This window comes from Chryseobacterium sp. JAH (assembly GCF_001507335.1).
Classification (GTDB): domain Bacteria; phylum Bacteroidota; class Bacteroidia; order Flavobacteriales; family Weeksellaceae; genus Chryseobacterium.
This window is the reverse complement of sequence record NZ_LMAH01000004.1, coordinates 16,389-29,354: the sequence shown is the minus strand read 5'-3', so window position 1 is coordinate 29,354 and position 12,966 is coordinate 16,389. Positions and strand designations below refer to the sequence as shown.

11 protein-coding genes are annotated in these 12,966 nt (G+C 35.9%); 7 read left to right on the top strand and 4 right to left on the bottom strand.

The features are described from left to right. Window positions 1–39: 39 nt before the first annotated feature. Entirely contained in the window at window positions 40–504 is a 465-nt protein-coding gene (locus AR685_RS10860) for a hypothetical protein (protein WP_047446805.1), read from the top strand. A 57-nt stretch (window positions 505–561) separates the two neighbouring features. Here AR685_RS10860 and deoD read toward each other — a convergent pair whose 3' ends face one another. Further along, on the bottom strand, window positions 562–1,272 hold the full coding sequence (gene deoD / locus AR685_RS10855) for a purine-nucleoside phosphorylase (protein ID WP_047446802.1): 711 nt from the start codon (window positions 1,270–1,272) through the stop codon (window positions 562–564). Window positions 1,273–1,545: 273 nt separating this feature from the next. Between deoD and AR685_RS10850 the strand changes: the two genes are divergently transcribed. The 6 genes from AR685_RS10850 to AR685_RS10825 all read left to right on the top strand — a co-directional run bounded on the left by AR685_RS10850 (window position 1,546) and on the right by AR685_RS10825 (window position 9,348). Next, the gene (locus AR685_RS10850; RefSeq protein ID WP_228376430.1) at window positions 1,546–2,202 is read left to right on the top strand and encodes a hypothetical protein; all 657 of its coding nucleotides are present in this window, start codon (window positions 1,546–1,548) and stop codon (window positions 2,200–2,202) included. 207 nt (window positions 2,203–2,409) lie between these two features. Next, the gene (locus tag AR685_RS10845) at window positions 2,410–3,543 is read left to right on the top strand and encodes an AAA family ATPase (protein WP_047446800.1); all 1,134 of its coding nucleotides are present in this window, start codon (window positions 2,410–2,412) and stop codon (window positions 3,541–3,543) included. After that, window positions 3,516–4,259: a hypothetical protein gene (locus AR685_RS10840; protein WP_059124581.1), complete on the top strand. Its 744-nt coding sequence runs from the start codon at window positions 3,516–3,518 to the stop codon at window positions 4,257–4,259. Before AR685_RS10845 ends, AR685_RS10840 begins: the two co-directional genes overlap by 28 nt. Next, window positions 4,250–6,634 carry a hypothetical protein gene (locus tag AR685_RS10835; protein WP_059124580.1) on the top strand — a complete coding sequence of 795 codons (2,385 nt, stop codon included), beginning with the start codon at window positions 4,250–4,252 and terminating at the stop codon, window positions 6,632–6,634. Before AR685_RS10840 ends, AR685_RS10835 begins: the two co-directional genes overlap by 10 nt. Next, window positions 6,624–8,336 (top strand): hypothetical protein, encoded by a 1,713-nt coding sequence (locus tag AR685_RS10830; RefSeq protein WP_059124579.1) that lies wholly within the window; start codon window positions 6,624–6,626, stop codon window positions 8,334–8,336. Before AR685_RS10835 ends, AR685_RS10830 begins: the two co-directional genes overlap by 11 nt. After that, complete coding sequence (locus tag AR685_RS10825; protein ID WP_059124578.1) at window positions 8,329–9,348, top strand: tetratricopeptide repeat protein; 1,020 nt, start codon at window positions 8,329–8,331, stop codon at window positions 9,346–9,348. Before AR685_RS10830 ends, AR685_RS10825 begins: the two co-directional genes overlap by 8 nt. Window positions 9,349–9,402: 54 nt before the next feature. Here AR685_RS10825 and AR685_RS10820 read toward each other — a convergent pair whose 3' ends face one another. The 3 genes from AR685_RS10820 to AR685_RS10810 are packed head-to-tail and all read right to left on the bottom strand — an operon-like array spanning window position 9,403 to window position 12,941. After that, entirely contained in the window at window positions 9,403–10,764 is a 1,362-nt protein-coding gene (locus AR685_RS10820; RefSeq protein ID WP_131777615.1) for a DUF3526 domain-containing protein, read from the bottom strand. Between the two features lie 2 nt (window positions 10,765–10,766). Then, window positions 10,767–12,212: an ABC transporter permease gene (locus AR685_RS10815; protein ID WP_059124576.1), complete on the bottom strand. Its 1,446-nt coding sequence runs from the start codon at window positions 12,210–12,212 to the stop codon at window positions 10,767–10,769. Window positions 12,213–12,245: 33 nt separating this feature from the next. After that, window positions 12,246–12,941, bottom strand: coding sequence for an ABC transporter ATP-binding protein (locus AR685_RS10810; protein ID WP_059124575.1), 696 nt, complete (start codon window positions 12,939–12,941; stop codon window positions 12,246–12,248). Window positions 12,942–12,966: the final 25 nt, after the last annotated feature.

The following is a 12,966-nucleotide window of genomic DNA, read 5'->3' as shown; positions in this document are numbered from 1 at the left end:
TTTGTCTATAAAAATGAAAATGTATACGAAGAATCTTATTTGTCGAGTTGCGAACTTGCAAAATGGAAAGATAAAAAAGTTTTGAATAATGTTTCAGCGTCATTCAGAACCATCGAGATGCATAATTATACAGAAGTTTTAAATGAAAAACTCACAACCGAAGATTTTGAATGTACAGTAGAAGTTTCCGGTTGTGATAATTTAAATATGATCGCAGAAGGAACTTACAAGACGTCAGATTTAAGTGAGAAAAATATCGACAGCAAAAGAAAGCAGTTTCTGGATTTTCTGGTTAAAAATACAAGTCTGAGTGAGGATTTTAAAATGGTCCAAAATCATTATCTCACCGATGATCTGTCTCAAGAATACATCAAAAAAGGTTTTCTTTCATTTAAACTTTTTACAGATAAGGGTAAAGACAAAGTAAATTTTCGCTTGGTTTTAGATAAAAATAAAAACTCAAATCAGACTGAAAACTGGGAGATTACGACACGTAAAAAGTAAAACAAAAAGAGCTCTACTATTCAGTAAAGCTCTTTTAAATTATATCATCGATTTTTATTAAATCACTTTCCACGCTGCTTCCAAAGCCAGCTCAATCATTGGTTTCAATGCTTTTTCTCTTTGGTCAGCCGAAATATTTTCATGCGTAGGAATAATATCAGAAACTGTAAGAATCGTCGCTGCATTTTTACCTAAATGTTTAGCATTGGCAAACAATCCGAAAGCTTCCATTTCTACTGCAGGACAGTTGTATTTCGTTGCAATTGCAGGAGTTTCAGGATCTTTTCTGTAAAAAATATCACTGCTGTGGATGTTTGTCGCTTTAGCTTTTAAAGATAATTCTTCAGCCGTTTCATTGATGATATCAAAAATATTTCCCTGATGAGAAATGATATCTTCCTCGATTTCCCATGCGAACTTTGCATAGGTACTTTCACTAGCAGCCTGTTCTACGTTTAAAAGATCAAAAACCTTCAAGTCGGTAGTGTAAGCACCACAGGTTCCGATCCTGATAATCGTGTCCACTTCATATTCTGTAAACAGCTCAAAAGAATAAATTCCGATGCTTGGAAAACCCATGCCACTTGCACCAACAGTGATTTCTTTGCCTTTATAAGTTCCTGTATAATAAAAAATTCCTCTGGTCTGGCTTACCAATTTTGCATTTTCTAGAAAATTTTCAGCGATATATTTTGCACGAAGCGGATCGCCTGGTTGCAATACGACTTTCGCTATTTCTCCTTTTTTTGCACTGATATGTACACTCATATTTATAGTTTGAATGGTTCAAAGATAAGAAATATGTGAAAAGTGAAAGGGAATTAGTCTAGCCAGTAGTTTTTTTTGAAGCTATTTCCCGCTTTCCGTTTCAATCTTTTTTTTCAAAAAAGGATTTTCACTGCAATCGGGGCTAGGGTTTTGGGACGCAATTAGATGATGAGGTAGCTTGAGCCAAATCGCGGATTTTTATCGATTTTAATTAACCGTTAACTTCCACCGGAAAATTCGCATTTCACAAATAATATTTTTTATTTTTGTTTAATGCTGGAAACCAAATCCCCATTTTTAGATACCTTATTCCTTCTCAGAAAAGAAGGTATAGTGACCATTTTTTCTGATATTAAATCGATCTCTCAGAAGGAAGAACAGGACGCTGCTGATTACTTTGAATCTGAATTTGAAAAAGAACGGCTGGAATTTTTATCTGATAATTTAAACTGTGACCGTGAAACTGCGGTTTGGGCGGCAAAAGTTCTGTATCACAGTGCACAACTGCATTTGATACGAGAAAATACATCAAAAGATTTAAGCCAACTAATTCCATCATTTAAAGGTGAAAGAGAGATCTCCTCAATCCTATCAGCAGATTTATCACTGAGATTTTTGCCACAGATTATTTCGGTTTTGCACGATGCTGATCCTGAAGATCCGTTAATCAAAATGCTGGAAAACATTTTACAACAGTTTCATTATTCGGGAATTGGATGTGACTTAGATTTGGAAAATATCAATTGGGAAGAAGAGTTAAAAGACCAAACCTACCGTAAATTATATCTTGAAAGAGTAGTGGAAAAGAAAGCGTACAGACTTGCAGAAATTCCCTACATCAATCAACTGCTTATCACAGAATTTGGAATGTATAAAGATGTTTTTTGGAAAGATTTGCAAATCATTAATACAGTATCAGAAAAGCTATAAAGTGGCGAAGTCAACAGAATTAGGCGAATGTCCTATAATATTGAATATAGACATTGCAAAGCTCTGAAAGAGCGTCATCAAAAATTTTGTATTTCTTAGCTGAGTGTAACACCTCTGCGAACGGAAAAATATGCAGAAAATTATAACAAAAACCTTTGCGCCATTTGCGTTTCAAAAAGATAGCAGCAAATTTATAAAACAAAATCAATGATTCAAAATATCGAAAAACTAAACACCGTCCTCAATTACGTAAAAGACACTTTCGTTGGCAAAAACGATGTCGTAGATCTCCTCGGAATCTGCCTGTTGGCAAGAGAAAATGCATTTCTCTACGGTCCTCCGGGAACAGCAAAATCTGCCATCGTAAGAACCTTAGCCAAAACCGTAACCGACGGCAAGAACTTCGAATATCTTTTAACCCGTTTCACCGAACCGAACGAAATTTTCGGTCCTTTCGACATCAGAAAACTCAAAGAAGGTGAGCTGTTTACCAATACTGACGGAATGATGCCCGAAGCGTCGATGGTTTTTCTGGATGAAATTTTTAATGCAAATTCTGCGATTCTGAATTCACTTTTGATGGCCTTAAACGAAAAGATTTTCAAAAGAGGAAAAGAAACCAGAAATCTTCCTGCACTGATGTTTGTGGGAGCGAGCAACGTTCTCCCCGAAGATGAAGCTTTGAACGCTTTGTTCGACCGTTTTTTAATAAGAATCAACGTTGATTACGTACATCCGGATCTCCTGCAGCAAGTGCTTTTGGCAGGAAGAAAGCTTGAAAATAATATTGAAACTGAAATTCCTGAAATTCTAGCGCACGAAATTAAAGAGCTTCAGAATCTGTGTAAAACAGTTGATTTAAAACCCATTTATGAAGTTTATCTGAATACGGTTATCAATCTTAGAAATACAGGAATTGCAATTTCTGACCGTCGTGCAGTTAAGCTTCAGAATCTGATTGCAGCCAGTGCTTTGATTTGCGGAAGAAACGAAGCAATTCTCTCAGATTTATGGGTGCTAAAACATATTTGGGATACCGAAGAACAGATCGAAATTCTGGAAGGGATTATCAACAGGACCATTGAAAAAGATGACCATCCAAAATCGCATCCCCAGGCTTTGCACAACAAAACTCCGAATCCTGAAGAAGTGATGAAAGACGTGAAAATTCTTGTCGACAAATGGAATTTGGGAAGTTTGAGTTTTGAAGAACAAAACGTTATTAAAGATAAATTGAGATATCTTCAAACCCGTTGCGACTGGATCAGAAATCCTGAACAGAAACAGTATATCCAACATGAAATTGAAAGCTTATGGCAGAAGATTCTTCAGACCGTGTAACAGAATTTTGGGCAGAACTTCCCAAAGCTGATGAAGATTTTCTTGGCGCAATTCGTGACTGGAATAATGTTCAGATTGCTTCGGATGATGAAGTGATCTGGCTTAAAGGTTTTACCGATGAACAGGCTGTTTCACCGGAAATTCAACAGTTGCCTAATTTCATCTTATATGAATTACGGGACGGACTTCTATTTAAAAAAAATACACTGGTTCCCAGTAAAAAATTGAGAACGGCATTACTGTGGACTCCAATCGATAAAGCGTTGCGGTTAACTTTTCCTTTATCAAACAATAATTTTTTTGGGATTGATGAAAAAGTTGAAGTTAGATTAAAGCCAAGCGAAGAAGAACAGATGGCAATTGCTTTATTGTGTTCCATTGCTTATATTAAAGATTTCATTACTGTTCTGCCAAAATTTAAACTCGAAAAAATCGATTGGATCGTTATAAATGATCAGGCGCTTTTTATGGGAAATCCGTTACTGAGTTTTCCGGGAAAAACTTTTTGGACAAAAGACGGACATCTTTTGCCAAGCGGTTTTGATTTTGAATTTAAAAATTTGAGTTCCTTGCTCCAGCGAAAATATAATGCAACTCACGAACAATGGCTTTTATGGAACGAAGACGGAAGTGTTTTGCATCTCAATAAGGAGGATTTCAGAAAACTGTCTGTAAGCTCGTTCCGTCTCACCGAAAAATCGAAAGAATGGATGTAAGAGAATATTTTCAGTCACATGAAGATTATTTTTGGGAGTGGACTACTGATCAGGATGTTCCCGATGAGACTGGATATCATGAAAATAATCTTATTTCGATTCCGAATGTGGGAGCAGTTGTATACAGACCTTTTTTGATTGAAGTATTAAAAGAATTTCAATTGGTCGGATTGCCTCCGCTGACTCCTTTTTTACTGGTATTGTACGCAACTAATGAAGGATATCTGGACTTAAAAAGTATTAAAACCGAATTGCGGAAGAATCCTCTTGCTATTCAAGAAAATATTAAACACTCGATACGTCCTGCATTTCAATTTTTAGAAACAGTAAAATCTTTACCCAATACTTATAAAAAAGGAAGAAATAGAATTCTTCTTCTTCGGACGATATTCACCAGTGATTTCGATACAGTTTATGTAAAACACTCTGAATATATTATAAATGGATATTTAAAAAGCCCTCAGGAAATTAGTGATTCTGCGCAGAAAGCTGACCTTACTGTTTCAAAATTTTCAAAAGATGTAAGAGTTTTATCTTCATTAAATAATAAATTTCCAACAACGGATTCTATCATCAGAGCCATGAAAGATGAGGTGGAAATTTCGGATTTGCAAGACAATGTTGTAGAAGAGGAAACTACCGTAGAAACCGACAAAGATTTTATTCAGGAATTAATTGAAGAGCCAAAAACTTTTCAGGTGGGAAGCTTAATTAAAAGAATCTGGAGCGGACTGAGAATTCCAATGCGTCATCTTTCTCCGGGCGAACAGCCGATTGGTGGCGTTTCGGATATGACCAACAAAGGCGATTTCAGCAGAATGCTTTTGTCTGAATTTGCGAATGAAGATGAGGTTTTCATGAACCGTGTTGCCAATAACGAAGCTTTGTACATTCAGAGAGAAATTCCGCCTGAAGAAAATATTTTTGAAAGAATAATTCTTATCGATACTTCATTAAAAAATTGGGGAACGCCAAAAGTTTTGGCTTTTGCGTCAGCGATTGCGGTTATCAAGCATCCAAAGGCGAATTCTGAATGTAAAGTGTATGCTTTAGGACAAACCAGTATCCCAATTTCTCTGGATAAAGTAGATCTAGTGGTAGAAAATCTAAACAATGTAAGTCCCGTTTTGGAAGTTTCTCAGACTCTTGAAAAGTTTTTTAAAGAAGAGCGTACGGAAAAGGATTTGGAAGTTTTTTTTATTACTCATCAGGAAAACTTAGACAATCAAAACCTTCAGAAAGTCATTCACGAAAACAGAGACCGACTGAAATTTTTAGTAACAACTTCATCAATAGGCGAACTGAATTTTTACAAGCATCACAAAGGAACAAGAAAACACGTGCAGAAAATTCAGCTTCCCTTAAAAGAATTATGGGCAAATCCGCCAAAGCATAAAGCGAAAATTGTACAGGGCAATCGAATTAAAACTGATGTTCCAAAAAATTATCCTTTGTTGTTTCCTACGCCGAAAGATAGAATTAAGACATTTCTGTATGAAGGGGATTTTTATATTTTAAGTAACAAAAAACAGCTGCTGAAAACATATCTGTCAGATAATTACTATAATAAAAATATTTATCAGAACATCAGTACCCAAAAAGGATGTGAGGTCATTGTTGAAGATATTTCAGTAAAGCCGAAAGGTCAGTTTGCCCTGGCAAAAAATAAGGCAGGAAATTATATTTTGGCTCAGTTTCAACCGGACAAAAAAATACTTTCGAAGCTGAACTTAAACACAAAAGAGTATTCTGAATTGAATCTTACCGGTCAGAATATTCCTTTGCATTTTGGTTTAATTTATTTTAATAAAAACTTTTACCTGTATAATGCTGCAGCTCATAAGATTTTCATAATCAGTGTAGAAGGTCATTTTTCTCTGGAAGAGGTTCAAAATGATAAAGAAATTTTAAAAAATGGAATTAAAAGTGAAAGTGAACTTAATAAATTACAGAACAGAGGAGCTAAAATTTTGAATAATTTTACTAAAATAGGAATCAATGATGTTGATGAGTTGATTATTTCAAATTTCACTTTAGAAATGCGAAGCGAGAACGTTTACAGCTTGGTAAAAAGTCCGCAACATATTCAGATGTTGGCAATTCAGGACAAAAATAAATTCACTTTTGGTGACGGAAGTGAAATTATTTCAGACAATCGCGGAATGCTTACTTTCATCAGCAGCAACAAAAATATTCCGAAATTCTACATTCCTTCTACTCATTTCGGATATCTGGCGATTGCTACTGAAAAAGAATTTGGTGGATCTGAATATTATCTCCCGAAAGAATCTAAGTTGAAAATCAGAGAAATGGACGAAATGTACAACGAGTATATGGACTTCTTTATTAAACATGTTGTGGAATATGGAGCTTAGAATAAAACCATTTCCGAAAAATAATTATCCTAAAAAAGGACTTTTAATAAAAAGTTCCTCACCATTGGTATGGCTTCATGAAATGGAAATTTTAGGAATTGATTTAAACCAGATTCAGTCTTTTCCTGTTCCTTCGAATGAAGCGAATGTTTTGTTTGGTTGCTTCCTGGTTTTTCAAGATTATGCTCCCAATGAGATTGGCAGAAACTCCTATTTTCAGTGTATTGATAGCAAATTTTTTATTCCTGAAAACACTATATTTTATCCTAAAATTTCTCCTGAAGAATGGCAAAATGCTGATGCCGAATATTTAATCATGCATCCGGATTTCGGATTAGTAAAACTGAACGAAGAAATCGATTGGGTGGAAATGATTCAAAATCCAAAACCATCGGAAGATCAAATAAGAAAACCATCGAATGGTGTAAGAATTCCTCAGAAAATTGAGAGTTATACCGTTGAAATGGATGATGAAAAAATTCTGGAAGCATTGGAAAAGCCACAAGCCGAAGAAGAGTGGATGAAAAACCTGCCCTTCGATCTAAAAAAAGTGATGGCAGGGAATAAAAAAGAAATTGAAAAATATTTAAAATATATTGAAAAATATCCTGACAGGGCTGTTGATCTTGGAATTCCGCTGGATGTAACAGGAACTTCCAGAGGTGATGGCTTTGCTAAAATTATGTTTGGAAACAGTTGGTTGGGAAAGTTATTTGGTGGGAATTCTTCAAAAGGAGAAAAATCTGCGTATTCTGAAAAGTACCGTTGGGTATTTTGGCTGTTTCTGATCGTTATTGGTCTCAGCAGGCTTTTCCTGTATCTGAATAAGGACAAAACATCTGAAAATATTCCAAGGGCTTCATCAGGAAATATTTCTGAAGTGGATAAAAACATGATGAATCCTGTAGTTGCATACAAATCAGGCGTTACGGATATTGATTTAAAAATCGATTCAATGTATGGAAGAAAGCGGAGAGATCTGATGAGGGAAGAAATGATAGCATCATTAGAACTCAGCAAACCCAACGAAAAAAGCTATAAAGATTATTTGAAAGACGGTGGAAAACCAATCGAAAAAATTCAGGATGATATTTCCAAGCTTAATAGTCAGACGGATGTTGCGACCGATTCTCTAAAAAAAGTGTACCGTAAAAAGATCACGAAATATTTAGCTCAAAACGAAGAAAAAGTCAGAAAAAAAATCACTGACTCTCTGAATGAAATAAGTTCAGGAAAACCTGCTGATCAGGGAATTGTCAAAAATGTTTTAAAAAAGAAACAGGTGCTGATAGAAGATTCTTTAGGAAAACTGTATGGAACCAAAGAAATAGTTGAACCACCACTTGATATTGACAAGGCAAAAAAAGTGAAAACGCTTGATCATGAGAAACCCTATTCAAAAAATAGTATTTCTTTCTCTGAAATTATTTGGCTGATTATCCTGATGACAGGCGTTGTCGGTATGTATTCGTTTGTTGTTAAAAGGAAATCTTTAAATATTGGAGGCGAAAATCTTCCGAATGGAATCAAGATTTTTCTTGTTATTGTTCTGGTTGCAATGTTGGCTTATCTTTTTTATCCTTTAATCGAAATGTTTGGCTATAACTGGTTTGTGTGGCTTCTTATTATTGCAGTCGTCGTGCTTCTTTACCGTCTTTTCAGCGAAGACAAAACCATTTTAAAATCAGATAAAGATGAATAAGCAGAAGTTTACCGATAAATTTATGGCGGCATTTTTTATTCTGGTAATTCTTAAAGTTATCGGAATTCTTGCTGAATTATTTCACGCAAGTTTTTGGAGTGTTATAGGAAATCTCCTGATTTTTATTGTTGTTGCTGCGATCATTCTTCTGGTGATTACAGCTTTGAAGGATAAAGAAAAGCAAATTCAAGGAGTGAACGGTCGAAAAGGGGGAAGCGGAAGTTCGTATGTTGAAAGTTCACTTTTCGACAGAATCAGAAATAAATATGAAGATCTCGCCCAAAAATACATTGACGAAAAAGACTATAAGAAAGCAGCAAAAGTGTATATGAATCTTTTACAGGACAATTACCGTGGTGCAAAAACTTTAGAAGAAGGTGGTTTTTATAATGAGGCGGCAGTAATTTATCTTAAAAAATTGAAAAACAGATCTGAAGCAGCCAACTGTTACGAAAAAGCAAAACAGTACAGAAAAGCAATCGATTTGTACAAGGAGCTTGAGCAGAAAGAGAAAGTTGGAGATCTGTTTAAAGAACTGAATGACATAAATTCGGCTAACTCTTATTATCAAATGGTTGTTGACGATTATGTAAATAACAGTCAAATGGTAAAGGGTTCATTGATCTATCGAAAAAAAATGGAAATGCCGGATGAGGCACAGAAAATATTGTTAAAAGGTTGGGAAGAGGATCGGGATGCATTCAATTGTCTTAATAATTATTTTGCCAATATTTTTGAGGTTAAAAAACTCGATCAGCAGATTCAGGAATTGTACGAGAAAACACCTTCGGATAAGAAGATCACTTATCTTGAAGCTATAAAACATGAATTTAAAAAAGATCCCCAACTTCAAAATACAACAAGAAATATTGCCTACGAAATCATTGCTGAAAAAGTGGCAACACGTTCTGAGATCGTGAATGAATTAAAACATTTCAATCCTGATGATGAAGTGATTTTGAAAGATATTTCCAGATATAAAACGGGAAGAAATAAGATGTTCAGAAATTAGAATAACAATAAATCGGTCGGAAACAGTTTGGTTTCCGACCGATATTTTTACATCTTATCTCAATGATTTTTTGAAATTAAAATTTCCTATAATCATTAACATTAAACTGATGAGTAAAAGAGAAACAACTGACTCCATTTTCAAAGGAGAAACTGAGCCTTTATAATGTTTTAAACCAAATTTTTCCACTTCCGCTAAAGAAACTTTCTTTTCCTGAAAAATTACAGGATAAAAATGAAGCCTCACTTTTTCATGATAATCTCTCACAAAATTCTGAAAATCCAAATGCGATTTCAAATCTGAACCTGACAATGAGTTCACAGAAAGTTGTGTCTGCACGGTTGGAAAAAACAGAGCGACAGCCGAAGCAAATTGCTGACGGTTTTCGAGTTTCTGTTCCATAGCTTTTCTGCTTTCCAAAGCCTGATCATCGCCCATTTGTTGCATTCCGTAGTACCAGAACCATGAGAAGGTTTTCTTTTCATCGAAAGGAAACTGCCTGAATTGCGGATAATGTTTAAAAAAGGGATCCATCGTAACGTTTTTAGGTAAATCCCATTTTTCGTGATAGCCCTGTCGCTGTTCCATTACATGTTTCAAAGCTTCAGGAACAGGGTATTTTGCCGTGAGGTAAAGATTCAGTGAAGCGGGAACCACAATGGCCAAACCAACCCACAAACCAATCAGGGATGACGCATTAAAATTAGATGTTTTCCCAAATGAAATGATGAAGAAAACAGCTGTAAACCAAAAAATTAAATAAAGCATTATCAATCCGAAAATGGAGATGAAAATTGAGTCAAATTCAAGATTCAGATAGAATAACGCTACAATCATTAGAATAAATGCAGTTGCAATAATTACCAAAACTCTGACCAATAATTTATTCCAGATAATAAGATGAGGTTTTGAAGTCTGGGATTTAAGTAAAATCCAGACACCATTTTCCTGTTGAGAAGACAGAATATTGTAGCTTAATGCAATAATTACCAATGGAAACAGAAAAATAAAAACAAATCCCAGATCGATATTTCCCATCAGTAAGCTTGAGGGATTTGCGATGTCGGTGTCATACATCTGTCCTTCCAAACCAAGCATCGTAACCGAGATGAGGTATGGATTAATATCTCTCTGTCCGTTTGAAAAAGCAGCCCATTTTGTTGCGGTATTGGCCGCCGAGAACTTGTTGTGAAAAAAGAAAAGTCCGGTGTCTTCACCAAAATGTTCATAGTTTTTCTCGGTATTTTCTTTCTGCAATGTGACGGCTTTCTGAACAATAGTATCCTGACGTTCAATAAAAGTTTTTCCAAAGTACAGGCCGATAAATCCAGCCAAAAGCAAGATAACGATGGTAGTGATCGAAGATATATTTCGGAAAAATATTTTGAGTTCAAATAAAAAAAGGTTCTGTTTCATGTTTAAATCGTTTTGATACGTTTTACCGAGATTTGAATTCCAAAAATGCTTATTAACAACCAAAAAGCGAGAGCTAAAAATGCTGTGGAATTTTTAGAAACAGCCTCGTTGATTGTCGTGAAATGATATTCAAAATCTTTCTGTGAAGCCCAATTGTTGCGGCTGATCATGTGTGGTTTTTCGTGTTCTCCGGGTTTCTCGTTGCTTATATTTTCGATCTGCAGCTGATTCATCTTTTGAGCTAGGCCGTATCGGTACTGTTCAGCCTGATTTTGAAAATCGGTGTACGTACTGTAATCAGAAGCCGTCAGAATCATCGAAACTTCTTTTAAAGCCAAATAAGGATTGAGAAAACTCGCCAGTTTTGTAATACTATTTTGATTCTCAAAGGTTTTATTCAAATCTTTCTGATGCTGGCTGTAAATACCGGAAGTAATTTTTTCACCTTCAGCCATAATGAAACCACCGTAATTGAATGGAAGCTTCTTTACATCATCCACATTGTATTTTTTCATTAAAGAATCTTTAATTTTCGCATAATGGGGATCATCGGGATTGTGGCTGTCACCTTCCTTCCTTACATCTTCAGCAATTTGGGCCAAAAAGGAAATTTTAGACGGTGAAGGAAAAATTTGATTTCCAATAGACTGCGTTACTCTGGGCATCATCACAATGAAAAATATCCATGAGGCCAGTAAAGTCGTTAAAGCAGGTCTGGAGCCTGACGATGAAGCAGAAACCAAAGCCGTAATCACAGAGATGACAAAGAAGTAAATGATGTAACCGCCAATCAGAAGCAAAAGTCTCACTACAGAATCGCCGGAAAGCTGCCAGTTGCTAAGAATTCCCCATAAAATAATCGTGAGAATAATTAAAGGAATAAAAATAGAAAGCGATAATGCGAGCAGTCCAAAAGTTTTGCCCCAAAGTAGATCTTTCCATGTCGTGTTCTGACACAGTAAAATTTTTAAAGTTCCTGATTCCCGTTCGGCCGAAACACAGTTATATCCAACAAAAATAATGAGCAGCGGAAAAAGAATTTGTAAAACCATGGCCACACTCAGTTCACCAAATCGGAGCATCCCGTTGGAAAAACTGGCTTCACTGAAGTTGACGCTGTTTTGTTTATGAGCTTCCAGAAAAATAGAAACGCCGGCGAAACTTTCGATTCCAAAATCAAAAAAGCTGAGTTCATGTTTTTCCCTGAAGGCAAGATAGCCGTAATGCGCCATTCTGTGGGGATGTTTGTCGGGATTGGCAAGCCATTGTTTTCGAACTTCTTTTTTATACTGAAGTCTTTGTTCGTTTTGCACCTTGTAGTTTTTCCAGCCGACAAAAGTGGCGAGAAGCAGCGAAAAGCTGAGTAAAACCGCAAAAGCAAAAGTTGCCTTATTGGAATAAGCCATCCTGAAAGTCTGTCTGGCAATAATAAATATGTTGTTTGACATTTGATTTTAATTAATTAGAAAATCCGAATGGGTTTAAATGGTTTGCAGATACAGTTTCTGCAAATCTGCCGCAGTAATTTCGTCGGCTTTCAAAGTGTGAATCAGTTCGCCACGTTTCATAATTCCGATGTGAGTACCGACATTGACGGCGTTGAAAATATCGTGGGTCGCCATCAGAACAGATTTCCCAGAATCTGCGAGCTGCTTCACCAAAAGGGTAAATTCTTCAGTCGCTTTCGGGTCTAATCCGCTGGTCGGTTCATCCATCAAAATCAGTTGAGCATCTTTCGCCACGGCGATGGCAATTCCAACTTTCTGACGCATTCCTTTGCTGAAACCGCTGAGTTTTTTGTGGTGCGCATCAGTCTGTAATCCGCATTGGTTCAGGAAATTTTCCAGTTCGTTTTTAGTAAAATTAAATCCTGCCAGTTTTGAGAAATAGCTCAGATTTTCTACGGCAGTAAGATTCCCGTAAAGCATCACCACTTCAGGAATATAAGCGATATTTTTTCTGCGGTCGCCCTTACTGTCATTAATATTTTTATTGTCGAATAATATCTCTCCAGAACTTGGTTCCAGAAAGCCCAAAATAAGATTGATAGTCGTGGTTTTTCCGGCACCATTCTGACCGAGCAGACAGTACACTTCGCCTGCGTTGACGTTTAAATTTAATTGATTGAGCGCCAGATGAGCTCCGTAACTTTTTGTAAGTGAAACAGTTTGTAACATAGGTTGATGTAAATAGATGATTGCC

Coding starts and splice junctions, on each gene's coding strand:
- AR685_RS10845 (WP_047446800.1), top strand. CDS start 2,410: ATGATTCAAAATATCGAAAAACTAAACACCGTCCTCAATTACGTAAAA.
- AR685_RS10840 (WP_059124581.1), top strand. CDS start 3,516: ATGGCAGAAGATTCTTCAGACCGTGTAACAGAATTTTGGGCAGAACTT.
- AR685_RS10835 (WP_059124580.1), top strand. CDS start 4,250: ATGGATGTAAGAGAATATTTTCAGTCACATGAAGATTATTTTTGGGAG.
- AR685_RS10820 (WP_131777615.1), bottom strand. CDS start 10,764: ATGAAACAGAACCTTTTTTTATTTGAACTCAAAATATTTTTCCGAAAT.
- AR685_RS10825 (WP_059124578.1), top strand. CDS start 8,329: ATGAATAAGCAGAAGTTTACCGATAAATTTATGGCGGCATTTTTTATT.
- AR685_RS10810 (WP_059124575.1), bottom strand. CDS start 12,941: ATGTTACAAACTGTTTCACTTACAAAAAGTTACGGAGCTCATCTGGCG.
- deoD (WP_047446802.1), bottom strand. CDS start 1,272: ATGAGTGTACATATCAGTGCAAAAAAAGGAGAAATAGCGAAAGTCGTA.
- AR685_RS10830 (WP_059124579.1), top strand. CDS start 6,624: ATGGAGCTTAGAATAAAACCATTTCCGAAAAATAATTATCCTAAAAAA.
- AR685_RS10850 (WP_228376430.1), top strand. CDS start 1,546: ATGCTGGAAACCAAATCCCCATTTTTAGATACCTTATTCCTTCTCAGA.
- AR685_RS10815 (WP_059124576.1), bottom strand. CDS start 12,212: ATGTCAAACAACATATTTATTATTGCCAGACAGACTTTCAGGATGGCT.